This window comes from Cellulomonas sp. P5_C5, assembly GCF_054049655.1.
On the sequence record NZ_JBFULY010000012.1, the window covers coordinates 40,222 to 63,228 of the forward strand.

Annotated in this window: 23 protein-coding genes; 10 read left to right on the top strand and 13 right to left on the bottom strand. The window is 74.6% G+C overall.

Annotated elements, in window-relative coordinates; genetic code table 11:
• Positions 1 to 199: 199 nt before the first annotated feature.
• From ACXJKF_RS12155 to ACXJKF_RS12175, 5 genes are read left to right on the top strand one after another with little or no spacing between them, the layout of a single operon-like run.
• Positions 200 to 1,702: a cytochrome ubiquinol oxidase subunit I gene (locus tag ACXJKF_RS12155; protein WP_456787972.1), complete on the top strand. Its 1,503-nt coding sequence runs from the start codon at positions 200 to 202 to the stop codon at positions 1,700 to 1,702.
• A 15-nt stretch (positions 1,703 to 1,717) separates the two neighbouring features.
• A complete protein-coding gene (gene cydB / locus ACXJKF_RS12160; RefSeq protein WP_456787973.1) occupies positions 1,718 to 2,773 on the top strand; it encodes a cytochrome d ubiquinol oxidase subunit II in 1,056 nt (351 codons plus the stop codon).
• Positions 2,770 to 4,407, top strand: coding sequence for a thiol reductant ABC exporter subunit CydD (gene cydD / locus ACXJKF_RS12165; protein ID WP_456787974.1), 1,638 nt, complete (start codon positions 2,770 to 2,772; stop codon positions 4,405 to 4,407). Before cydB ends, cydD begins: the two co-directional genes overlap by 4 nt.
• On the top strand, positions 4,404 to 6,119 hold the full coding sequence (gene cydC / locus ACXJKF_RS12170) for a thiol reductant ABC exporter subunit CydC (RefSeq protein ID WP_456787975.1): 1,716 nt from the start codon (positions 4,404 to 4,406) through the stop codon (positions 6,117 to 6,119). Before cydD ends, cydC begins: the two co-directional genes overlap by 4 nt.
• A gap of 14 nt (positions 6,120 to 6,133) precedes the next feature.
• Positions 6,134 to 7,807, top strand: a complete 1,674-nt coding sequence (locus ACXJKF_RS12175; protein WP_456787976.1) for a GAF domain-containing sensor histidine kinase — start codon at positions 6,134 to 6,136, stop codon at positions 7,805 to 7,807.
• Positions 7,808 to 7,809: 2 nt separating this feature from the next.
• Here the strand turns inward: ACXJKF_RS12175 and ACXJKF_RS12180 are convergent, their stop codons facing one another.
• The gene (locus ACXJKF_RS12180; RefSeq protein WP_456787977.1) at positions 7,810 to 8,436 is read right to left on the bottom strand and encodes a response regulator; all 627 of its coding nucleotides are present in this window, start codon (positions 8,434 to 8,436) and stop codon (positions 7,810 to 7,812) included.
• Positions 8,437 to 8,532: 96 nt separating this feature from the next.
• On the opposite strand from ACXJKF_RS12180, the gene ACXJKF_RS12185 reads away from it, so the two are divergent.
• A complete protein-coding gene (locus tag ACXJKF_RS12185) occupies positions 8,533 to 9,504 on the top strand; it encodes an NAD(P)-dependent oxidoreductase (protein ID WP_456788034.1) in 972 nt (323 codons plus the stop codon).
• Here ACXJKF_RS12185 and mutM read toward each other — a convergent pair.
• The 6 genes from mutM to coaD all read right to left on the bottom strand — a co-directional run bounded on the left by mutM (position 9,458) and on the right by coaD (position 12,999).
• Positions 9,458 to 10,357, bottom strand: coding sequence for a bifunctional DNA-formamidopyrimidine glycosylase/DNA-(apurinic or apyrimidinic site) lyase (gene mutM, locus ACXJKF_RS12190; RefSeq protein WP_456787978.1), 900 nt, complete (start codon positions 10,355 to 10,357; stop codon positions 9,458 to 9,460). The two genes, ACXJKF_RS12185 and mutM, sit on opposite strands and share 47 nt — an antisense overlap.
• A gap of 1 nt (position 10,358) precedes the next feature.
• Positions 10,359 to 11,051, bottom strand: a complete 693-nt coding sequence (gene rnc, locus ACXJKF_RS12195; protein ID WP_456787979.1) for a ribonuclease III — start codon at positions 11,049 to 11,051, stop codon at positions 10,359 to 10,361.
• 59 nt (positions 11,052 to 11,110) lie between these two features.
• Positions 11,111 to 11,308, bottom strand: coding sequence for a 50S ribosomal protein L32 (gene rpmF / locus ACXJKF_RS12200; RefSeq protein ID WP_055913037.1), 198 nt, complete (start codon positions 11,306 to 11,308; stop codon positions 11,111 to 11,113).
• A gap of 2 nt (positions 11,309 to 11,310) precedes the next feature.
• The gene (locus ACXJKF_RS12205) at positions 11,311 to 11,889 is read right to left on the bottom strand and encodes a YceD family protein (protein ID WP_456787980.1); all 579 of its coding nucleotides are present in this window, start codon (positions 11,887 to 11,889) and stop codon (positions 11,311 to 11,313) included.
• A 133-nt stretch (positions 11,890 to 12,022) separates the two neighbouring features.
• Entirely contained in the window at positions 12,023 to 12,514 is a 492-nt protein-coding gene (locus ACXJKF_RS12210; protein ID WP_456787981.1) for a hypothetical protein, read from the bottom strand.
• Positions 12,511 to 12,999, bottom strand: a complete 489-nt coding sequence (coaD, locus tag ACXJKF_RS12215) for a pantetheine-phosphate adenylyltransferase (RefSeq protein ID WP_456787982.1) — start codon at positions 12,997 to 12,999, stop codon at positions 12,511 to 12,513. The genes ACXJKF_RS12210 and coaD overlap by 4 nt, the downstream gene beginning before the upstream one ends.
• Positions 13,000 to 13,063: 64 nt before the next feature.
• Here coaD and ACXJKF_RS12220 point away from each other — a divergent pair, with 64 nt between their 5' ends.
• Positions 13,064 to 13,684 (top strand): GNAT family N-acetyltransferase, encoded by a 621-nt coding sequence (locus ACXJKF_RS12220; protein ID WP_456787983.1) that lies wholly within the window; start codon positions 13,064 to 13,066, stop codon positions 13,682 to 13,684.
• On the opposite strand, the gene rsmD is transcribed toward ACXJKF_RS12220, so the two are convergent.
• From rsmD to ACXJKF_RS12245, 5 genes are read right to left on the bottom strand one after another with little or no spacing between them, the layout of a single operon-like run.
• A complete protein-coding gene (rsmD, locus tag ACXJKF_RS12225) occupies positions 13,644 to 14,210 on the bottom strand; it encodes a 16S rRNA (guanine(966)-N(2))-methyltransferase RsmD (protein ID WP_456787984.1) in 567 nt (188 codons plus the stop codon). The two genes, ACXJKF_RS12220 and rsmD, sit on opposite strands and share 41 nt — an antisense overlap.
• Complete coding sequence (locus ACXJKF_RS12230) at positions 14,207 to 15,832, bottom strand: DUF6297 family protein (protein WP_456787985.1); 1,626 nt, start codon at positions 15,830 to 15,832, stop codon at positions 14,207 to 14,209. The genes rsmD and ACXJKF_RS12230 overlap by 4 nt, the downstream gene beginning before the upstream one ends.
• Complete coding sequence (locus ACXJKF_RS12235; RefSeq protein ID WP_456787986.1) at positions 15,829 to 16,521, bottom strand: ABC transporter ATP-binding protein; 693 nt, start codon at positions 16,519 to 16,521, stop codon at positions 15,829 to 15,831. The genes ACXJKF_RS12230 and ACXJKF_RS12235 overlap by 4 nt, the downstream gene beginning before the upstream one ends.
• Positions 16,522 to 16,577: 56 nt before the next feature.
• Positions 16,578 to 18,848 carry an ATP-dependent DNA helicase RecG gene (locus ACXJKF_RS12240; RefSeq protein WP_456787987.1) on the bottom strand — a complete coding sequence of 757 codons (2,271 nt, stop codon included), beginning with the start codon at positions 18,846 to 18,848 and terminating at the stop codon, positions 16,578 to 16,580.
• A 2-nt stretch (positions 18,849 to 18,850) separates the two neighbouring features.
• On the bottom strand, positions 18,851 to 20,374 hold the full coding sequence (locus tag ACXJKF_RS12245; protein ID WP_456787988.1) for a DAK2 domain-containing protein: 1,524 nt from the start codon (positions 20,372 to 20,374) through the stop codon (positions 18,851 to 18,853).
• 323 nt (positions 20,375 to 20,697) lie between these two features.
• Between ACXJKF_RS12245 and rpmB the strand changes: the two genes are divergently transcribed.
• Together rpmB and ACXJKF_RS12255 are read left to right on the top strand one after the other, a co-directional pair.
• Positions 20,698 to 20,889, top strand: coding sequence for a 50S ribosomal protein L28 (gene rpmB, locus ACXJKF_RS12250; protein WP_029289091.1), 192 nt, complete (start codon positions 20,698 to 20,700; stop codon positions 20,887 to 20,889).
• 84 nt (positions 20,890 to 20,973) lie between these two features.
• Positions 20,974 to 21,498, top strand: a complete 525-nt coding sequence (locus tag ACXJKF_RS12255; RefSeq protein WP_456787989.1) for an N-acetyltransferase family protein — start codon at positions 20,974 to 20,976, stop codon at positions 21,496 to 21,498.
• Between the two features lie 3 nt (positions 21,499 to 21,501).
• On the opposite strand, the gene ACXJKF_RS12260 is transcribed toward ACXJKF_RS12255, so the two are convergent.
• Positions 21,502 to 22,482 carry a thiamine-phosphate kinase gene (locus ACXJKF_RS12260; protein ID WP_456787990.1) on the bottom strand — a complete coding sequence of 327 codons (981 nt, stop codon included), beginning with the start codon at positions 22,480 to 22,482 and terminating at the stop codon, positions 21,502 to 21,504.
• A 47-nt stretch (positions 22,483 to 22,529) separates the two neighbouring features.
• On the opposite strand from ACXJKF_RS12260, the gene ACXJKF_RS12265 reads away from it, so the two are divergent.
• Positions 22,530 to 23,006 (top strand): DUF3515 family protein, encoded by a 477-nt coding sequence (locus ACXJKF_RS12265; RefSeq protein WP_456787991.1) that lies wholly within the window; start codon positions 22,530 to 22,532, stop codon positions 23,004 to 23,006.
• Position 23,007: the final 1 nt, after the last annotated feature.

Genomic DNA, 23,007 nt, shown 5'->3' on the forward strand with positions numbered 1-23,007 from the left:
CGCCCGTTCTCGGCGGCGCGTCCCGATGTGACGCACCCCCGGAGCGCCTGGCTTCCGGCGCCCCGCCCGCAGGGGCAGACTGGACTCGGTCCTCGCGTTCCTGGCCAGGCCGTCTGACCTGGCCGGTCGTCTCGTCCGTCGGGTGCCCGGACCCTCGACCCGACGTACTCCGTCGCACTCGAAGCACCCCGGAGGACTCGTGGACACGCTGGACGTGGCACGGTGGCAGTTCGGCATCACGACCGTCTACCACTTCATCTTCGTCCCGTTGACGATCGGGCTGGCACCGCTCGTCGCGATCATGCAGACGGCGTGGGTGCGGACCGGGAACGAGCGCTGGCTGCGGCTGACCAAGTTCTTCGGCAAGCTCCTGCTCATCAACTTCGCGATCGGTGTGGCCACCGGCATCGTGCAGGAGTTCCAGTTCGGCATGGCCTGGAGCGAGTACTCCCGCTTCGTCGGGGACGTCTTCGGTGCCCCGCTGGCCATGGAGGCGCTCGCCGCGTTCTTCGTCGAGTCGACGTTCCTGGGGCTGTGGATCTTCGGCTGGGACAAGCTGCCGAAGAAGATCCACCTCGCCTGCATCTGGGCGGTGGCCATCGCCACCAACCTGTCCGCGTACTTCATCCTCGCGGCGAACTCCTGGATGCAGCACCCCGTCGGCGCCACGTTCAACGAGGAGCGCGGGCGCGCCGAGATGACGGACATCGGCGCCGTCCTGTCGAACAACACGCTGCTCGCGGCGTTCCCGCACACGATCTCGGCCGCGTTCCTCACGGCGGGCACGTTCGTCGCCGGCATCGCCGCCTGGTGGATGGTGCGGCTGGTGCGTGCGGGCCAGGCGGAGAAGGCCCGCGACGTGTACCGCCCGGCCGTCGTGCTCGGGGTCATCGTCATGGTGATCTCGGGCGTCGGTGTCGCGCTCAGCGGTGACCAGCAGGCCAAGCTCATGTTCGAGCAGCAGCCGACCAAGATGGCGGCCGCCGAGGCGCTGTGCGAGACGACGTCGAGCGTGCCGTTCTCGATCCTCGCGATCGGGCCGCTGGGCACGGGCGACGACTGCGACAAGGTGACGCACCTGCTCGAGATCCCGGGCGCCCTCTCGTTCCTGGCGACCGGCGACTTCTCCGCCACCCTGCAGGGCACCGACCAGCTGCAGCAGGAGTACGAGGAGAGGTTCGGCTACACCGACGCGAACGGCGAGCCGATCAGCTACATCCCGAACCTCGCCGTCACCTACTGGGGCTTCCGCCTCATGATCGGCTTCGCCCTGGGCTCCGCCGCGCTCGCGCTCGTCGCGTTCTGGGTGACGCGCAAGGGCCGCGTGAGCGGGAACGTGTGGGTCGGCCGGCTCGGCATCGCCGCGATCGCGACCCCGTTCCTGGCGTCGTCGTTCGGGTGGATCTTCACCGAGATGGGCCGCCAGCCGTGGGTCGTCGCGCCCAACCCGAACCCCGGTGGCGTCGACGGCGTCTGGCTGCTGACCGCCCGCGGCGTCTCGACGGTGACCAGCACGGGGACGATCCTCACGAGCCTGATCGCCTTCACGCTGCTCTACGGGATCCTCGCCGTGTTCTGGTACCGCCTCATGCACCGCTACGCGATCCAGGGCGTGGCGGACAGCGAGCACGACCCGAGCCCGGACAACCCCGACAACGACCCGGACACGGCGCACGAGCGCCCGCTGTCGTTCGCGTACTGAGCGGAGCCGACGACCATGGAGCTCACGACCGTCTGGTTCATCCTCATCGCCGTCCTGTGGACCGGCTACCTCGTGCTGGAGGGGTTCGACTTCGGCGTCGGGATGCTGCTCGGGCTGCTGTCCCGCGGCGACCGAGCGGCCAAGGACCGCGACCGTCGCGTCATGATCAACACCATCGGCCCGGTCTGGGACGGCAACGAGGTGTGGCTGCTGACCGCGGGCGGTGCGACGTTCGCGGCGTTCCCGGAGTGGTACGCCACCATGTTCTCCGGCTTCTACCTGCCGCTCCTGCTCATCCTGCTGGCGCTCATCGTGCGGGTGGTCGCTTTCGAGTGGCGCGGCAAGATCGACGACCCAGGCTGGCGCTCCCTGGCCGACCGGTGCCTGATGGTCGGGTCCTGGGTGCCGGCCGTGCTCTGGGGCGTGGCGTTCGCCAACCTGGTCCGCGGGGTGGAGCTGGACGCCGATCACCAGTACGTCGGGGGCTTCTGGGCCCTGCTCAACCCGTTCGCCCTGCTCGGCGGCGCCACGACCGCCCTGATCTTCCTCACCCACGGAGCGGTCTTCCTGGCGCTGAAGTCCGACGGTGACGTCCGCGCCCGCGCCGGGGCGTTCGCGGCACGGGCGTCCGTCGTGACGCTCGTCGTGGCGGGCGCCTGGGCCGTGTGGGCGCAGGTGGCCTACTCGGTGCCGTGGACCTGGGCGGCCGTCGCCGTCGCGGCCGGCGCCCTGGTCGTGCTCGTCGTCGCCGCGCAGCGCCGCAAGGAGGGCCTCGCGTTCACCGCCTCGGCCGTCGCGATCGTCGGTGCCGTCGTGCTGATCTTCGGGTCGATGTTCCCCGACGTCATGCCCGCGTTCGACCCGGCCAACTCGCTGACGACCACCAACGCGTCGTCGACCGACTACACGCTCACCGTGATGACCTGGGTGGCCGCGTTACTCACCCCGCTGGTGCTGCTGTACCAGGGCTGGACGTACTGGGTGTTCCGCAAGCGGATCTCCGCGGACCGGATCCCGGACCACACCGGCCTGACGTTCGAGAAGGTCCCCGCCCCCTCCGCCGACCGGTGAGGCCCCTGGACCCGCGACTGCTCAGGCACGCCCGGGCCGCCCGCGGGTACGTCGCCCTGACCGCGGCGCTCGGCGTGCTCACGGCGGCGCTGGTCGTCGCGCAGGCGCTGCTGCTCGCGCACGCGCTCGGCGCCGCCGTCTCGGACGGCGCCACGCTGGACGTCCTGGGTCCGACCATCGGGTGGCTCGCGGCGGTCGTCACGGTCCGGACGCTGGTCACCGCCGTGCAGGAGCGCTTCGCGCACCGCGCGGCCACCCGGACCGTCGCCGAGCTGCGCGAGCAGGTGGTCGCGCACGCCGTGGCGCTCGGGCCGCGGTGGCTGGCCTCCGGCGAGGGCCCGTCGGTGGTCACGCTGGCCACCCGCGGGCTCGACGCCCTCGAGCCGTACTTCGTGCGGTACCTGCCCCAGCTGGTGCTCGCGGCGACCGTCACCCCGGGTGTCCTGCTCGTGGTGCTCGGGCTCGACTGGGTCTCCGCGGCGATCCTGGTCACGGTGCTGCCGCTGGTGCCCATCTTCATGGTCCTGGTCGGGCGGCTCACGCAGGGCCGGTCCGAGCAGGGTCTGGCCAGCATGCAGCGGCTCGGGGCGCAGGTCCTGGACCTGCTCGCCGGGCTGCCCACGCTGCGCGCGCACGGGCGCGAGCGCGGGCCGGGCGCCCGGGTCCGGACGCTCGGCGACGCGCACCGCCAGGCCACGATGGGCACGCTGCGCATCGCGTTCCTGTCGGGCATGGTGCTCGAGCTGCTGACCACGCTGTCGGTGGCGCTCGTCGCGGTCGGCATCGGGCTGCGCCTGGTCGAGGGGCACCTCGACCTGGTCACCGGGATCGCCGTCCTCGTGCTGGCGCCCGAGGTCTTCCTGCCCCTGCGACAGGTCGGGGTCCAGTTCCACGCCGCGGCCGACGGCGTCGCGGCGGCAGGGCGGGCGTTCGAGGTGCTGGAGACGCCCGTGCCCGAGGCCGGGACGCGGACCGCGCCGGACCTGCGGACGGCGGTCCTGCGGCTCGACGGCGTGGGGGTGCAGACCTCGGGCGGCAGCACCCCGCACCGCCTCGACCTCGCGCTGGTGCCGGGCACGGTCGTCGCGCTGACCGGGCCGAGCGGCGTCGGCAAGACCACGGCGCTCGAGCTCGCCCTCGGCCTGCTCCGTCCCGACGACGGCCGGGTGTCGATCGACGGCGTCGACCTCGCCGACCTCGACCTCCCCTCGGTGTGGGCCCAGGTGTCCTGGCTGCCGCAGCGCCCCGTGCTCGAGCCGGGGACCGTGGCCGAGCTCGTCGGCGGCGACGAGGGCTCACGCGCGGCGGCGGCCGCGCTCACCGGTCTCGACACCGTGCTGGCGACCCTTCCCGACGGCTGGGCCACGCCGCTGGGCCGCGGCGGCGCGGGACTGAGCCTGGGTCAGCGCCAACGGGTCGCGCTGACCCGCACCCTGCTCGCGCAGACTCCGCTGGTGGTCCTCGACGAGCCCACCGCGCACCTGGACGCGGCCGGCGAGCAGGTGGTCCTCGACACCGTCCGGGCGCTGCGGGAGGCCGGCCGGACGGTGCTGCTCGTCGCGCACCGTCCGTCGCTGGTCGCGGTCGCCGACGACGTCGTGCAGGTCCGGTCGGCCGCCGCGGTGCTCGCATGACCCGCGGCACGCTGCGGCGCGCAGTCCGGCTCCTCGACCTCGATCCGCGCCGGTTCGCGCTCGCGCTGCTGCTCGGCACGCTCGCGCTGGGCTGCGGGGTCGCGCTCGCGGCGGTCTCGGCGTGGCTGATCGCCCGCGCCTCCCAGATGCCGCCCGTGCTCCAGCTGTCGGTCGCGACGGTCGCGGTGCGCGCGTTCGGCATCGGCCGCGGGGTGCTGCGCTACCTGGAGCGGCTCGTGTCCCACGACGTCGCCCTGCGGGGCATGACCGACCTGCGCACCACGCTCTACGAGCGGCTCGCGGTCGCGCGCCCGGAGACGCTCCTGCGGGTGCGGCGTGGGGACCTGCTCGCGCGGGTCGGCGCGGACGTCGACACGGTCGGCGACGTGGTGGTGCGCGGTCTGCTGCCGGCGGGCGTCGCCGCCGCCCTCGGCGCGGGCACCGTGCTCGCGATGTGCGCGTTCTGGCCCCCGGCCGGTCTCGCGCTCGGCGCCTGCCTCGTGCTGGCGGGCGTCGTCGCACCCGCGATCGCCGCCAGGGCTGCGCGCAGCACCGAGGAGCGTGCGCTGCAGAGCCGCGCCGACATGACGGCGACCGCGCTCGGCCTGCTCGACGACGCCGGTCCGCTCCTCGTGGGTGGCCGGGCGGGCGCCGAGCTGGCCGCCCTGCGCGAGTCCGACCGTCGGCTCGCGGCGGCCACCGACGCCGGGGCCGGCCCTGCCGCGGTCGCCGCCGGGCTCGGTCAGCTCGCGGTGGGCGTCGCGATGCTGGCGGCCCTGCTCACCGGCGTCCCGGCCGTCGGCGCCGGGCTGCTCTCCCCCGTCGAGCTCGCCGTGGTCGTGCTCACCCCGCTCGCGGCGTTCGAGGCGACCGCCCTCCTGCCCGCCGCCGCGATCCAGGTGCAGCGCTCGCGCGCCGCGGCGGCCCGGGTCCTCGCCCTGCTCGACGCGCCGACCGACCCACCGGCCACCGACGACGCCCCCGGACGGCCCCCGCTCGTCGCGACGGACCTCGCGTGCGGGTGGCCCGGCGCACCGGCGGTGGTCACGGATCTCGCGCTGGACCTGCGGCCCGGTCGCTCGATCGCCCTCGTCGGACCGTCCGGCACCGGCAAGACGACCACCCTCCTGACGCTCGCCGGCCTGCTCCCCCGGCAGTCCGGCACCCTCACGCTCGACGGGCACGACGTGGAGCACCTCGACCGGCACGCGGTCGCGGCGACCGTCGTCGTCGGGACCGAGGACGCCCACGTCTTCGGGACCACCGTGCTGGAGAACCTGCGCGTCGCGCGCGGTGACCTCACCGCCACCGAGGCCACGGACGTCCTGGCGCGCGTCGGCCTGGCGCCGTGGCTGGACGGCCTCCCTGACGGGCTCGACACCGTCCTCGGCCCGGACGCCCGCACGGTGTCCGGCGGCGAACGGCGGCGGCTGCTCGTCGCGCGCGCCCTGGTGTCGCCCACCGCGCTCCTGCTGGTCGACGAGCCGGCCGAGCACCTCGACCCGGAACGCGCGGACGCGCTGGTCACGGACCTGCTGAGCGACCCGCGCGGGGTGGTCCTCGTGACCCACCGGCTGAGCCCGCTCGGGGCCGCCGACGAGGTCCTCCTGCTCGACGCCGGACACGTCCGTGCCCGGGGCACGCACGCCGACCTCCTCGCGACCGTCCCGGACTACCGTGACGCGTGGGAGCGAGAGCGCGCGACCGACTGACGGGAGATCGCACTGTGGCCGAGGCGGAGGTCCCGCACGACCGCGACCTGGTCGGCGCCGTCCTCGCGGTCGCGGGCGAGCTCGAGCTGGTCGCGGTCCTCGAGCGGTTCGTCGAGGCCGCCGCAGGCCTCACCGGTGCTCCGTACGGCGCGCTCACGGTGATCGACGACAGCGGGGTGTCCACCGCGTTCGTGTCCACCGGCGTGCCGGGGACGGTCGCCGACGTCCTGCGTGCGGCGCCACTCGCGCTCGGCACGCTCGGCGAGGTCCCCGAGACCGGGGCGCTGCGCCTCAGCGACGCACGCGAGCACCCGGCGTTCCGCGGCATCCCGCCCCACCACCCGTCGACGGTCCCGCTCCTCGGCACCTCCGTCCGGGTCGGCGGGCGGGTCTTCGGCCACCTGTACCTGTCCGAGAAGCCCGGCGGCTTCACCCAGCAGGACGAGGAGTCCGTGGTGGCGCTCGCCGCGGCGGCCGGGGTGGCCGTCGCCAACGCGCACCTGTACGCCGACGCGCTGCGGCGCGAGCACTGGCTCCGGGCGGGGCAGGACCTCACGACGACGCTGCTCGAGGGCGTCGACGACGACGACGCGCTCGAACGCATCGTCGCGACCGCCCGGGAGGCCGACCAGGCGGACGCCGCCGCGCTCGCGCTGCCGGGCGTGGGCGGTGAGCTGGTCATCGAGGTCGCGGTCGGGCGCATGCGCCGCGAGCTGCTGGGCGCCCCGATGCCACCGGGCTCGCGCGCCTGGAGGGTGATCGAGGAGGGCACCGGGCTGATCACGGCGTCCCTCGCGCGCGCCAGCACCGTCGCGACACCCGCGCTGCGGTCGTTCGGTCCCGGCCTGTTCGCGCCCGTGCCGGCGCCCGGGGGCGCCGTCGGGGTGCTCATCCTGCTGCGCAAGGTCGGTGCACCCCCGTTCGAGCCGTCCGACCTCACCACAGCGGCGTCGTTCGCCGCGCAGGCCGGCCTCGCCAACGAGCTCGCGGCCGGACGGCACGCCCAGGACCTGGCGGCGCTGCTCGACGAGCGCGAGCGGATCGCCCGCGACCTGCACGACCTCGCCATCCAGCAGCTGTTCGCGACGGGCCTGCAGCTGGAGACGGTCCGACGACGTGCCGCGGGCGGCACGGACGCCGCTGGGCTCACCGGGCTCATCGCGGTCGTCGACGAGGCGCTCGACAACGTCGACGGCTCGGTCCGGCAGATCCGGCGGATCGTGCACGACCTGCGGGACCCGGACGCCGCCACCGGCCTCGTCGCGCGCCTGCGGCGCGAGGCGTCCCTCGCGCGGACGGGCCTCGGCTTCGCCCCGTCCTTCGTGGTCAGCCTCGACGGTGCCACGGTGGCCGAGGGCACCCTCGACGCGGACCGGCTGGACGGGCTGGTCGGACCGGGCCTCACCTCCGACGTGGTCGCCGTCGTGCGCGAGGGGCTCGCCAACGCGGCCCGGCACGCGCGCGCCTCGTCCGTGACCGTGCGCGTGCGGGTCGTCGGCGCCGGGCCGCAGGCCTCCGTCCGGGTCGAGGTCGAGGACGACGGCGTGGGGCTCGCACCGGACCGCCGCCGCAGCTCGGGCACGCGCAACCTCGCCGAACGAGCGCACGAGCACGGCGGGACCGCCGAGATCGGCACCCGGCCGGAGGGTCCGGGCACGCTCCTGACCTGGACCGCACCCCTGGGCTGACCTCAGCCGCTCGGCTCGACCCGCCAGCCCGCCCTCGCCCGCGACGCCACCCAGGCCGCGACCTGGGTGCGGCGCTGCAGGCCCATCTTGGCGAGCACGGACGTGATGTGGTTCTTCACGGTCTTCTCGACGACACCGAGCCGCTCCGCGATCTCCCGGTTGGACATCCCCTCGCCGATGAGCTCGATGACCCGCAGCTCGCTCGGCGTCAGGCTCTCCGTCGGGTCGTCGTGCTGGGCCTTGTGCCGCGTGACCGTCCGCTGGTCGAGCATGACGCGCCCGGCGGCGACGGCGCGGATCACCTCGGTGATCTCCGCACCGCGCACGGACTTCAGCAGGTAGGCGGCTGCGCCCTCCTCGAGCGCCGCCGCGAGGGCGTCGTCGTCGTCGAAGGACGTGAGCACGATCGCCCGCGTCTCCGGGAGCTGCTCGCGCAGCCCGTGCAGGACGTCGATCCCGGTGCCGTCCGGCAGCTGCAGGTCCACCAGCACGACCTGGGGCCGCACCAGGCCGGCGCGCCGCACCCCGTCCGCCACGGAGCCGGCCTCCGCGACCACGCTCATGCCCTCGGCCTGGTCCACGAGCTCCGCGATCCCGCGGCGGACCACCTCGTGATCGTCGACGATCATCACGGTGATGGGACCGGAGGTTGCACGAGCAGAGGCGCTGGGTGAGGCCACGATGGCATCGTAGCGACGGTGACCACGATCCTGCTGCCCACGACGATGTCCGACGACCCGACGCTGCCCGCCGACGTGCGGGTCGTGCGCTACGACGTGCAGGAGCCGGTGCCGTCGGACGCTCTCGATGCCGAGGTCCTCGTGCTCTGGGGGAACGAACCTGCGCAGGCGGCCGACGCCGCACGGCGCCTCACCGCCCTGCGGTGGGTGCAGACGCTCGCGGCGGGTCCGGACGCGGCGCTCGCGGCGGGGTTCGCCGACGACGTCGTCATCACGTCAGGCCGCGGGCTGCACGACGGCCCGGTCGCGGAGCACACCCTCGCGCTCGTGCTGGCCGCGGCCCGGCGGATCCCGGACCTCGTCCGCGCGCAGACGGAGCACCGGTGGGCAGGCGAGCTGGGCGGCATGCAGGACCCGCAGCCCGGCCACGCGTTCCGGACCCTCGATGGCGCGCAGGTGCTGATCTGGGGCTTCGGGTCGATCGCCGCCCGGCTCGCACCCGTGCTGAGTGCACTGGGCGCCCAGGTCACGGGAGTCGCGACCGTCGCGGGCGACCGGCACGGCTTCCCGGTGATCTCGGCGTTCGACCTCCCCGACCACCTGCCGCGCACCGACGTGCTGATCTCGCTCCTGCCCGCCACCGAGCAGACCCGGCACGCCGTCGACTCCGGCGTCCTGTCGCTGCTGCCCCCGCGGGCGTGGGTGGTCAACGTGGGCCGGGGCACGACGCTCGACGAAGCCGCCCTGCTGGACGCTCTCCGGTCCGACCAGATCGCAGGCGCCGCCCTCGACGTGTTCGAGACGGAACCGCTCCCGGCCGACTCGCCGCTGTGGGACGAGCCGCGGGTGCTGATCAGTCCGCACGCCGCGGGCGGGCGGCCCCGGGGCGCGGGCGACCTGGTGGCCGCGAACCTCGCGGCGTTCCTCGCCGGTCGCGGGCTCCGCAACGTCGTCGCGCGCGAGAACCGGGCTAGAAGTGGCCCCGGCGGGGCCGAGGCTGGCACCGCGGGCAGCTGAAGGAGGAGCGGTTCATGAACTCGTCGCGGCGGACCGGGGTGCCGCAGCGCGGGCACGGTCGGCCTTCCTGCCCGTAGACCGCGAGCGACCGGTCGAAGTACCCCGAGGCGCCGTTCACGTTCACGTAGAGCGCGTCGAAGCTGGTCCCGCCCTGCACGAGCGCCTCGCTCATCACCTCGGCCGCACCTTCCAGCGCCCGCTCGACCTCCGCCCGGCGCATCGTCTCCGTCGGCCGCGCGTAGTGCAGCTGCGCCCGCCAGAGGCCCTCATCGGCGTAGATGTTGCCGATCCCGGACACGACCGTCTGGTCCAGGAGCGCGCGCTTGATGCCGGTCTTGCGTCGGCGCACCGCTGCCACCAGCGCCGCCCGGTCGAGGACGGGGTCGAGTAGGTCCCGGGCGATGTGCGCCACGGGCTCCGGGACGACCGGCAGCGGGGAACCCAGGCCGCCCGCTGCGCCGTCCGGCGTCGGGACGAGGTCCGGCACGCTCAGGTGCCCGAACGTGCGCTGGTCCACGAAGTCCAGCGCGGAGCCGTCGTCGAGGTCGAGCCGGACGCGCAGGTGCGGGTGCTCCGGTCGCTCCGGCCCCTCCCGGACCAGCAGCTGCCCGCTCATCCCCAGGTGCGCCATCAGGGCGTCGTCGTCCTGGTCCAGCAGAAGCCAGAGGAACTTGCCGCGCCGGACGGCCGCGTCCAGCCGGCGGCCCTGCAGCCGGCCCGCGAAGTCCAGGGGTCCGTCGACGTGGCGTCGGACGCTGTAGTCCCGCCGCACCTCGACCCGCGTGACGGTCCGACCCAGCACGTGCCGTGCCAGCCCGTCCCGGACCGTCTCGACCTCGGGCAGCTCGGGCACGTCAGGGCTGGAGCTGCGCGGCGAGCACCCGGTAGGCGTCCGCGGCGGCGTCCTGCTCGGCGAGCTTCTTGGCCGGGCCGACGCCGACGCCGCGCGGCTCACCGGCGACGATGGCGCGCGCCGTGAACGTGCGGGAGTGGTCGGGGCCCTCGCCGGTGACGTCGTAGCTCGGCGCACCCAGACCGAGGGAGGCGGACAGCTCCTGCAGCGACGTCTTCCAGTCGAGCCCGGCACCGAGGTCGGCCGCGGCGACGAGGGACGGCCCCACCAGTCGCTCGACCACCGCGCGGGCGGTCTCCACGCCGTGGTTCAGGTAGACGGCGCCGAACACGGCCTCGAGCGTGTCGGACAGGATCGAGTCCTTGTCCCGACCGCCGGTCGACAGCTCTCCCTTGCCCAGCAGCACGTAGTCGCCCAGGTCGAGGGCCCGCGCGACCAGCGCCAGCGCCCGCTGCGACACCGTGGCGGCCCGCATCTTCGCGAGCGCACCCTCCGGCAGGTCCGGGTGCGCGCGGTACAGCGACTCCGTGACGACCAGTCCGAGCACCGCGTCCCCGAGGAACTCGAGCCGTTCGTTGGTGGGGATCCCCCCGGCCTCGTGCGCGAACGAGCGGTGCGTCAGTGCAAGCACGAGAAGCTCGGGGTCCAGGTGGACCCCGAGCTTCTCGTGCAACAGCTCTGCCGCGGCACTCACGCCGGTCCTCCGGTCATCGAATGCTCCACGGCGGGGGCGCGTCGCCCACGAGCCTCAGCTCAGCGAACCTCGAACTCGGTACGCACGGCCTCGGCGTAGGCACGGTCCTTGTAGGTACCGCACGACGGGCACGCCGTGTGCGGCATCTTGTTGGCCTTGCACTGCGGGCACGTGTGGAGCGTCGTGGCAGTGGTCTTCCACTGCGACCGACGCGCACGGGTGTTGCTGCGCGACATCTTGCGCTTCGGAACAGCCACGGCTAGCTCTCTTTCGTCTCGTCGTTCGAACCCAGCAGTCCGCTCAGTGCGGACCAGCGGGGGTCAAGCGTCTCATGCGAGTGGTCAGGGTCATCCGCGAGCCGTGCGCCACACTCGGAGCACAGACCGGGGCAGTCGGGACGGCACAGCGGCTGGAACGGCAGAGCCGGCACGACCGTGTCCCGCAACGCGGGTTCGAGGTCGACCAGGTCGTCCTCGAGCTCACGCACGTCTTCTTCCTCGTCGCCGTCCTCCACCGCGACGGCCGCACGCTCGGGGTAGACGTAGAGCTCCGTGAGCGAGACGTCGATGTTCTCGACGACCTCACCCAGGCAGCGGACGCACTCCCCGATCGCCCGACCACGGACGGATCCGGTGACCAGGACCCCCTCCATGACCGCCTCGAGCCGCAGATCCAGCTCGATGTCGGTCCCGGTGGGGATGCCGATCACGTCGGTACCGAGATCCTCCGGGGCGGCCACGGTGCGCTGCACGGTCCTCGTCGATCCCGGACGTCGGCCGAGCTCGTGGGTATCGAGCACGAGCGGCGAACGGGAATCGAGGCGAACAGGGCGCGACACGGCCAGAAGTCCCCTCGTTGATCTCGGTCCCGCCATGAGCGGCAGAACCAACGGATGACTCTACGGCACAGGCCAGGGGCCACCCAAATCGTTCGGGAGTGGCGCAGGTCTCACGTCTCGTCGACGCTGCACCTCACGCGTCGTCGACGCCCAACCGCCCCGCCAGCTTCGCCCGGCCCGCCTGGACCTGGCTCAGCACCTTGCCCAGGTCGATCTCGAAGTCCGCCAGCCGGCGGTCGCAGTAGTCGTCGGCGTCCCGCTGGAGGCCCTCGGCCACCTGCTCCGCCTCCGCGACCAGCTCCGCGGCACGCTCCTGCGCGGCGACGACCACGGCCTCCCGGTCGACGAGCTCGGCAGCCCGCGCCCGCGCCTGCGCGATCAGCGCGTCCGCCTCCGCCTGCGCGGCCGACCGGGCGGTGTCCGCGTCGGCCAGCACCTCGTCGGCGCGCGAGAGCTGGCTGGGCAGCACGTCCCGCGCCTGGTCCACGAGGTCCAGCAGCTCGGCGCGGTTCACCAGCACCGACGACGACATCGGCATCGCCCGGGCGTTCGCCACGGCCGACGCGATCGCGTCCAGCACACCGGTGAGGCCCTCGGGCCTCGTGGTCGGGTCCTCGTCGGTCATCCTGCGTCCCCTCCTCGTAGTGCTGCGCGCACCGCCTCCGCGACCCCCGCCGGAACCAGGTCGTCGATCGGACCGCCGTACCGCGCCACGTCCTTGACCAGCGACGACGCGATGTGGGCCAGCGCCTGATCCCCCACGACGAACACGGTCTCGACCGCCGACAGGTGCCTGTTCATCAGAGCCATCGGCAGCTCGGCGTCGAAGTCGGCGCCGCCGCGCAGCCCCTTGACCACCGCGACCGCACCCACCGTACGGACGAAGTCGGCGAGCAGCCCGTCGACGGCCTCCACCCGGACCCCGTCCAGGTCCGCGAACGCCGCACGCGCCAGGGCGACCCGCTGCTCGACCGGGAGCAGGGACGCCTTCGACGAGTTCCGGGCGACCCCGACGACGACCTCGTCGAACATCGACCTGGCTCGCCGGACGACATCCACGTGCCCGAGCGTGAGGGGGTCGAAGGACCCGGGGCAGACGGCGGTGGTCACCTGGTCAGGGTAGGCCAGCGGTCCGGCCCGGCCATCCGAACGCGCGGGAGCCCTACCCTCAGGCATGGCTCTCGCCGCCGTCCTCGACCGGGCGTCCGCCGCCGACTCCCCCGCGGTCCGCACCCTCCTGGCCCGCGCCTACCGCACCAACCCGCTCATGGTGTGGGCCCTGCCGGAGGCCGCCACGCGTGAGGAGGCCTGCGCGGCGTGGCTGGGGCCGTCCGTCGACCGGTACCTCGCGGTCGGCCGCGTGCACGTCGCCCGGCTGGACGGACGCGTGGTCGGCGTCGCCGCGTGGCGGCTGCCCGCCGCAGCGACACCTCCGGACACCCTGCCGTCGCCCGCCGGGGTCCTCGCCCTCCTGGTCGGTCGGCGTCGGGCCGACGACATCCTGGCGGCCCTCGCCTCCGCGACGCCGCTCGCGCCCACCGAGCCCGCTGCCTACCTGAACTACCTCGCGGTCGACCCGGACCTGCACGGCCGGGCGATCGGTGGGCGCCTGGTCGAGGCGGGGGTCGCCGCCGCATCGGACGACGGCCTCGGCACGTACCTCGGCACGACGGACCCGCGGAACCTGCCGTTCTACCGACGGCTCGAGTTCGCCGAGGCCGGTGCGGTGAGGCTCGGGACGGACGGCCCTCTGCTCACCGTGCTGCACCGAGGTCAGGCTCCGCGAACCACATGACCGTGTCGCCGTAGGCCCGCCGGTCGAACCGGACCAGCCCCGTGGGCCATGTCGGCTCGGGTGTGCGGGACGCCCGCTCGACGACGACGACCCCGTGGGGCGCCAGGGCGGGACCGATCGCGGTCAGCACCCCGGCCAGGTCGGCCTCGGGCAGGTCGTAGGGCGGGTCGACGAGCACCAGGTCCCAGGGCGCGAGGGTCGGCCGCGGAGCGAACCGCTCCGCCTTCTCGGTGACGACCTGCACGGTCCCGGCCAGCCCGAGGCTCGTCACGTTCCGACGGCACACCTCGGCGGCGTCCCGGGCCGACTCGACGAGGGTCACGTGTGCGGCCCCGCGGCTCGCGGCCTCGATCCCGAGCGCACCCGACCCGGCGTACAGGTCGAGCACCCGGGCGCCGTCGACGACGTCCAGGTGCTCGAGCCGGGAGAACAGCGCCTCCCGGACGCGTTCGCTCGTCGGCCGGGTCCCGGCACGCGGCACCGCGAGGGTCCGCCCGCCGACCGTCCCCGCCACGATCCGGGTCACCGGCGGGCTCCCGCCCTCTCCTGCTCCTGCGCGTCCATCAACGTCTCCATCAGCGACCGCGTCCGGATGGACGAGGCGATCGCCACCGCGATGACCGACAGGACGAGCTGCGCGTAGAGCAGGGGCGCGTTCACCGTGCGCAGCAGCACCGCGATCCACACCGGCAGCAGGCACAGGATGACCAGGTCCGGCCCGCGCGCGAGCACGGTCGCGACCCCGGTGGGCAGGGCACCCATGGGGGTCGACACGAGCGTGCCGCCCCAGTCGGGTGCGGGTCGGTAGGACCCCCGCACCGCTGCGGCCGCCCACACGGGCGTCGACGCGATCCCGAGCGCGATCCAGCCCGGCACGTCGGACGCCCACCGGCCGACCGCCGCGAACGCGACGACCGACCACAGCGCCATCGCTGCGCCCGGCACGACCATGCGCAGCCGCCGGACGGTCTTGGCCTCCAGCGGCAGCAGCCGGTCCAGGATCGGTGCCATCTCGGCGCGCCGGGCGCCCTCCCCCGTCGCGCTCATCGCGACGGACCCGGCGATCAGCAGGGCGAACAGCACACCGATCGGGCTGGCGAGCTGCGGCACGGTGCTGACCAGCACGGGCACCAGGGCCGCGACGACGAGCTGCACGACGTGCCGTGCCGATCGCCGCAGCACCACCAGGTCGGCCGTGATCAGCGCGGAGATCGGGCCACGGGCCGTGCTCAGCGGCGAGAGCCAGCGCCGCACCGGTGCAGCCGCTCCGTCCGTCAGCGCGCGGCCGAGCTCGCGGGAGTCCATCGACACCACCGCACCGACGGCCTGCGTGGCGACCGAGCCGCTCTCCCGCAGCGTCCGCGAGGGGATCCGGCCGAGCCGACGGTCGACGACGAGGGCGAGGACGACGAGCACGGGCACGAGCGCCGCGACGAGCCACCACGGCGCGGTCGGCAGCGCGTCGACGGACCAGCCGACCCGGGCGAGGACCACGGCGGCGACCGGGGCCAGGAAGAGCAGGACGTCGCCGGCGAGGGCGAGCGAGCGCCGCGACAGGCCCGCCGACTGGCCCACGGCGGCGAGCAGCACGATCCCGGCGGCCACCACGGCCGCGGTGGTCGCCACCCGCGCGACGCGCAGGCCCGGGTCGGCGAGCAACCCGGCGTCCAGCAGCGCGACGAGGATCGCCCCGACGAGACCGGCGAGCAGCGGCAGCCGGCGCGCCGCGGGGCGCAGCAGGCCACGGCGGTCGACCGGGAGCGGGAGCCACCAGGCCGCCTCCGCGCCTCCGGCACCGACGGGTCCGAGCCGTCCCGCGAGCGACAGGAGCACCCCCGCGAGCGCGACGACGATCACCACGACCAGCGTCGCGAGGCTCAGGGACAGCGGTGCGTCGACCTCGGGAGCCGGCGGCAGCGACGCGCGCATGGCCTGCGCGGCGCCGAGGGCGACGCCGACGCTGATCGCGATGCTGATGACGGCGTAGTAGACGCCGCCCAGCAGCGAGCCGATGCTGGCGCCGCCGCGCGAGTTCGCCGCCTGGGACGTGAACCGGCGGATGCTCGTCGCGGACGGCACCGCACCGAGCTCGAACGGCTGGACCGCGGGCTCGTCGTCGTGGTCGGCGTCGTGGTCGAGCGCGGTCACGGGTTCTCCCGCGAGATCAGGTCGGCCGCCTGGTCGGTGGGCAGCAGCCGGGTGACGTCGTCGGCGACGTGCACGGCCCGGTCGGCGACCGCCCGCAGCAGGTCCGGGTCGTGCGTGGCCAGGAGCACGGCACCGCCGGCCGTCTTCTCCGCGACGATCCGCGCGGCGAGCCGGTCGCGCATCGCGCGGTCGAGCCGTTGCTCGGGCTCGTCGAGGACGAGCAGCGAGCGTGGCCGGACGAAGCCCGCGGCGAGCAGCAGCCGGCGCCGCTGGCCCGACGAGAGCGCGACCGGCAGGGACCTGGCGTGGTCGGTCAGCCCGAACTCGGCGAGCAGCCCGGCGACGACCTCCTGCGCACCGTGCACCCCGTGGCCGCGGGCGGTCAGGTACAGGTGCTCGGAGACGGTGAGCGCGGGGAAGTACGCGTCGTCGTCGAGGACGCTCGCCACCTTCGTGCGGAACGCGACGTCCCGTTCGTCGACGGGGTTGTCGAACACCCGCAGCGTGCCCCCCGACGGCTCGAGCAGCCCGATCACGGCCCGCAGGACCGTCGACTTCCCCGAGCCGTTGGCGCCGACGAGGGCGACGACCTTGCCGGGTGCCAGCGTGAACGTCACGGGTGCGCACACGGGCGCCCCGCCGTAGCCGACGATCAGGTCCTGGGCGCGGATGACGGGCTTCTTGGGCACGTGCGTCAGGGTATGCGAGGTCTTTGCCTTCCCACGCAGCTCCGAGCCGCTGCCCTTCAGCTCTGGCCGAGGAACTCCTCACGCCCGTCAGCCAGCTGCACGTCGATCGCCGCCCGCAGCGCCGGCCACGCGGCCAGCTCCGGGTCGGCCTCGACCAGCGACCGCGCGTCCTCGCGCGCCCGGTCGATGACCGCGCCGTCGCTGACGATGCGCAGGAACCGCAGCGCGCCGCGCTTCCCGGACTGCGCCGAGCCGAGAACGTCGCCCTCCTTGCGCAGCTCGAGGTCGACGCGCGCGAGCTCGAACCCGTCGGTCGTCGCCGCCAGCGCGCCCAGCCGCTGGGCCGCGACGGTGCCCTCCGGGGCGTCCGCGACGAGCAGGCACAGCCCCGGGGCGCTCCCCCGCCCGACCCGGCCGCGCAGCTGGTGCAGCTGCGAGAGGCCGAAGACGTGGGCGTCGAGGATCACCATGACCGTCGCCGCGGGAACGTCGACGCCGACCTCGATGACCGTCGTCGACACGAGCACGGGGGTGCGTCCGGACGCGAAGTCGGCGATCGCCCGGTCCTTCTCCTCGCCCGTCATGCGACCGTGCAGGAGCCCGACCGCCACGCCGCCCAGCCGCGGGTCCTCGCGCAGCGTCTCGGCGACCTCGAAGACGGCGCGCAGGGGCTTCTTGGGTGCACGCTGCGCGGCGGCCTGCGCCTCGCCGACGGTCGTCGGCTCGTCGGGAGCGAGATCGGCATCGTCGTCGGGGTCGTCGTCCGCGTCGATCCGGGCACACACCACGAACGCCCGACCGCCGCCCTCGACCTCCTCGCGCACCCGGTTCCAGGTCCGGTCCATCCACGGCCGGTTGTCGGCCGGCACGACGTGGGTCGTGATGCCGCTGCGGCCCGCCGGCACGTGCCGCAGCTCCGATATCTCCAGCTCGCCGAAGACCGTCATGGCCACGGTGCGCGGGATCGGCGTGGCGGTGGTCACCAGCAGGTGCGGCGCGTTCGCGGCCTTGGCCTGCAGCCGGCCCCGCTGCTCGACGCCGAACTTGTGCTGCTCGTCGACGACCACCAGCCCGAGGTCCGCGAACTGCACGGGGTCCGACAGGAGCGCGTGCGTGCCGACGACGATCCCCGCCTGCCCGCTCGCCGCCTCCAGCAGGTTGCTGCGCCGCTCGGCGGTGCTCTGCGCGCCCGTGAGCAGCGCCACCCGGGTCCCGATCTCCGACCCGCCCAGCAGGCCACCCTCGGCGAGGTCGCCCAGCAGCGCGCGCAGCGTGCGGACGTGCTGCGCCGCGAGCACCGACGTGGGCGCCAGCAACGCCGCCTGTCCCCCGGCGTCGACCACCTGGAGCATCGCGCGCAGCGCCACGACGGTCTTGCCCGAGCCGACCTCGCCCTGCAGCAGCCGCTGCATGGGGTGCGCCTGCGCGAGGTCGGCGGCGATCTGCTCGCCGGCGGCGACCTGGCCCTCGGTCAGGACGAACGGCAGGCGCGCGTCGAACGCCTCCAGCAGCCCGCCGGGCCGCCCCGGGCGCGCCGTCGACTCCTCGCGCTGCGCACGAGCGCGACGACGAGCCAGCTCGGCCTGGAGGACGAAGGCCTCCTCGTACCGCAGCCGCGCCTGGCCCTTGCGCCAGTCGTCCTCGGTCTGCGGCACGTGCACCCCGCGCAGGGCGCTCCAGCGGGACGCGAGGTGGCGGTGCGTCCGCACCGGGTCCGGCACGGGGTCGGGCACGTCCTGCTCGGTCAGCGGGTCGAGGGCCGCCCGGACCGCCGCCCGGATCTTGTCCGACTCCAGCCCGGCCGTCGCCGGGTAGATCGGGATCGGCCACTCGGCCTCCTCCAGCGCGACCGCCTCGTCGACCTCGTGCCCGAAGATCGCGTAGGTGGGGTTGGCCAGCTGCAACCGCCCGTTGAAGATGTTGATCTGCCCGGAGAACAGGCCGAGCGATCCCGGCACCAGACGCTTCACGTGGAAGTCCGCGGCGCCCCGGTGCGGCATGAAGATCACCAGGTCGAGCGTGCGGGCGCCGTCGGTCACCTTCGCCTCGACACGCGGCTTCCCCGTCTTCTGCGCCAGCCGGACCTCGGCGCTGCGCACCTGCGCGACGAGCGAGACGTTGCGCCCCACGGCCAGGCTCGCGATGTCGGTGACCTCGCGCGAGTCGGCGTAGCGCCACGGGTAGTGGGCCAGCAGGTCCCCGACCGTCTCGATGCCGAGCGTCGCGAACTTCTTCAGCTCGGCGGGCTTGCCGGGCACCCGTTCGTCGAGCGGGTCGACGTGGGTGTCCACGCTGTCCTGGTAGCGGATCCCCTTGCTCGCCGCCACGGTCAGTCCAGCCCCAGCACGAGGGCGGGACCGTGCCCCGTGGGACCGACCGCGGTGGCCTCGACGCCGGGGTGGTGCGCCGCCAGGTGGGCGACGACGGCGTCGAGCACCCCGTCGTCGGGCGCGTCCCGCCACAGCATGGTGAGGCTCTCGCCGGGCGTCGCGCGCGGCGCCCGCACGAGGGCGTCGACGACCTCCGTCGCACCCCGCGCCGAGGCGACGTCGACGGTGCCGACGCCGAGCCGGGTCAGCGCCGCCTCCGCAGCCGAGCAGCCCAGCGCCGTGGGTCCCTCGCCGGCCAGCGCGAGCGATCCGACGACGGCGCGCACCTCGTCGGCCGCGTCGAGCGTCTGGACGACCACGCCCGGGACGGACAGCTCGGTCGGGACCTCGGCACCCGTGCCCGGCAGGAGGACCACGCGCGCCGCCCCGGTGTCCGTGACCGCCCGCTCGAGATGCTCGGACCGGACCGGCGCCTCGGGGCAGCGGACCAGGACGACCGCCCCCGAGGCCGCGTACCAGGCCGCCAGGTCCGGCGCGGCGGTGCACACCACGACACCCCATCGTTCACGGCCGTCCGCCCGGTCGTGGTGCGCCGACCCGCCCGCGTGGGCACCGGCCAGGAGCCGGACCAGCACCTGCTCCCGCCGTCCCAGCGCGGCCGCGGCGATCGCGGCCGTCGGCTCGTCCGTGTGCACGTGCACGTGCCACCAGCCGTCCCCGCCGACGACGGCCACCGAGTCCCCCAGCCTGCCCATGCGCCGCCGGAGCCGGGCGCCGGTGTCGGCGACGGGGGCCTCCGACGTCCCGTCGTCGCTGACCAGCAGCATGACCTCGTAGGCGCCGCCGGCCGGCTCCACGGACGCGTGGTCTGCCGCCGTCGTGGGCAGCCAGTCGAGCGGGACCTGCACGGGTCGTTCGTCGCCGACCGCGCGTGCGAGCGCGTCCAGCACGACCAGCAGGGCGCAGGCGCCGGCATCGAGCACCCGGGCCGCGCGCAGGACCGGGTGCAGCGCGCTGATCCGCCCGAGGCCGCGCAGCGCCTCCGCGACCGCCTCCGCCAGCATCGTCGCCAGGGTCGCGCCCGCGTCGGCCGCGGTCGACGCCGCGTCGGCGACGACGTCCGCGAGCGTGAGGACGGTGCCCTCCTGCGGCTCCACGGTCGCGCCGCGGGCTGCCCGGGCCGCCGCGGCCAGCGCGTGCGCGACCTCCCGCGCACCGGCCCGCTCGGGGAGCGCCCGTGCGAACCCCGTCAGGTACTGGCTCACGATGACGCCGGAGTTGCCGCGCGCCGCCAGCAGGGCTCCCCGGCCGAAGGCCCGAGCCACGTCGACCGACGTGGCGCCCGCCGCGACCGACGCGACCGCGTCGGCGCCCCCCACCACCGTCAGCAGGACGTTGGTGCCCGTGTCCGAGTCGGCCACCGGGAACACGTTGACTGCGTCGATCCGGTCCGCCGCCCCCTCGAGCGCCGTCCGTGCCGCCACCGCCCAGGCGCGCACCGCCGCTGCCTCCAGCAGGTCCACCGCACCTCCGCCGTCTCGTCCCGCAGCAGCACCGTCATCGTCAGGCCGTCGGCGCTCCCGGGCAGCCCAGCGCGCGATGACGAGACACCACCTTGCCTCATCCCACCCACACACCCAGGCTCATCCCACCCGCATTTGGGCCGACGTGCCCGATGGGCTAGTCTTGACCGGTTGCCCGGCCATGCTGGGCACTGGTGGTGCCCGGTGGCGGCCCCCGAATCCTTGTCCGGAAACGGTACGGAGACGGTGTCGCTCGTGCGCCCCGACCCATGACTTCGCCGCACACGCGGCTCATGATCCGCAAAGAGCAACAGGAGAAGACCGTGGCTGCCAACTGCGACGTCTGCGCCAAGGGCCCGAGCTTCGGGCACAGCATCTCGCACTCGCACGTGCGCACGAAGCGGCGCTGGAACCCGAACATCCAGCGCGTGCGTGCCGTCGTCGCGGGGACGCCCAAGCGTCTCAACGTGTGCACGTCGTGCCTCAAGGCCGGCAAGGTGCAGCGCGCCGTCTGACGTCGACCCGACGCATCGAAGGCCCACGAGGTTGTCACCTCGTGGGCCTTCGTCATGCCCGGTCCGTGTGGCAGGGTGACGTCCATGGTGGAGCAGCTGGACGAGGTGACGATCCGTGTCGCCACCGAGGGGGACGCCGCAGGCATCGCCCAGGTGCACGTGCGGTCCTGGCAGGAGGCGTACGCGGGCATCGTGCCCGACGCGTACCTCGCCTCCCTGGACGCGGGTGAACGCACCGCGCAGTGGGGCCGGTACCTGCGCGGGGGCCCGGCGGACGAGATCAACACGTGGGTCGCGCTCGCCGGCGACCGCGTGGTCGGCTTCGTGACCGTCGGTCCGAGCCGCGACGAGGACGCCGCGCGGGGTGACCGGGAGATCTTCTCCATCTACCTCGACCCGGGCACCTGGGGGCACGGCGTCGCCCGCGACCTCATGCGCACCGTGATCGCGGAGGTCGGCGACAAGACCACCGTGACGCTGTGGGTGCTCGCGGACAACGAGCGGGCCCGGCACTTCTACCGTCGGCACGGCTTCCAGGCGGACGGCGTCGACCGGTACGACGACATCGGTGGCGAGAGCCTGCTCGAGGTCCGGTACCGCCGGGGCTGAGCGTCAGCCGGCGAAGTGGTCCCACCCGGACCGCGCAGGTGCCGGCACGCCGTCGACGGTCACCCCGGTGCCGTCGCTCACGCGCCCGACGGCCCGGAACGGCGCCGGCGGCGTCGACCCGGACGGGAACGTCGCCAGCAGGCCGTGATCCTCACCGCCGTCCAGGACCCACCGCTCAGCCACGGCATCGAGCTCGCCCGCGACGGTGCGCAGCCGATCCCGGTCCGCCGCGAACGCATCGGCGGCCAGGTCGATCCGCACCCCGCTCGCGCGCGCGATCCGCCCTGCGTCGCGCAGCAGCCCGTCGGACACGTCGAGCATCGCGGTCGCCCCCGCCACGGCCGCGGCGGGCCCCGCAGCCAACGGCGAGGACGGTCGACGGTGCGCCTCCACGAGCCCCGGGTCCAGCTCCGGCCGGCCCGCCTCCAGCAGGGCGAGCCCCGCCGCCGACCAGCCGGCCACCCCGGCGTGCGCCACGACGTCCCCCGGTCGGGCGCCCGAGCGCAGGACCGGCGCCCGTCCCGCGAGGTCCCCGTGCGCGGTGACGGCGACGACGACGGCGGGCCCACCGGACAGGTCTCCCCCGACGACGCCGACCCCGAGCGGCGCGCACTCGGCGGCCAGCCCGCGCGCGAGCCCCTCCACCCACGACACGGGCAGATCGCCCGGGATGACCAGCGCGACGACGAGGCTCGTCGGCCGCGCTCCCATCGCGGCGACGTCGGCCAGGTTCTGCACCGCGGCCCGCCGGCCGACGTCCTCGCCCGAGGACCACGTCCGCCGGAAGTGCCGGTCCTCCACCAGCACGTCGGTGGTGACGACGAACCTGCCGTCGGGAGCGGCCACCACGGCGGCGTCGTCGCCGGGCGGGACGTGCGTGTCGGCACCCAGCGGCAGGAGCGGGAAGATGCGGGCGAGCAGCGCGTCCTCGGACAGGTCGGCGACGAGAGGGCCGTCGGACGGTGCGGAGGTGTCGGCGGTCACCCGGACACGGTAGAGGTTCCGCGCGACCCACGGGTTACGGTGACCCGGTGCCCCGGATCCGCCGACGACTGCTCCTGATCGTCCCCGTCGCCGGTGTCGTCGCTCTCGGCGGCTGCGCGGTCACCGTCCCCGTCGAGGTGGCCCCGGACGCGACCGAGCCGGTGTGCGCGAGCGTCGTCCTGGCGATGCCCGACTCGCTCGGCGACGGGCTGCCGCAGCGGGACACCACCGCCCAGGCGACCACGGCGTGGGGCGACCCGGCTGCTCCCGTCGTCCTGCGGTGCGGCGTCGAGCCGCTCGGACCGACCACCGAGCACTGCCAGACCGTCGAGACCCCGGGGGGCGCCAGCGTCGACTGGGTCGTCGTCGAGGGCGACGACGGCTGGACGTTCACCACCTACGGGCGCGAGCCCGCCGTCGAGCTGCACGTGCCGGCCGAGGTCGCGGCCGAGCGCTCGACGGCGTTCGTCGACCAGCTGGGTCCGGCGGTCGCGCTGACCGAGCAGGTCCGCTCCTGCGTGTAGC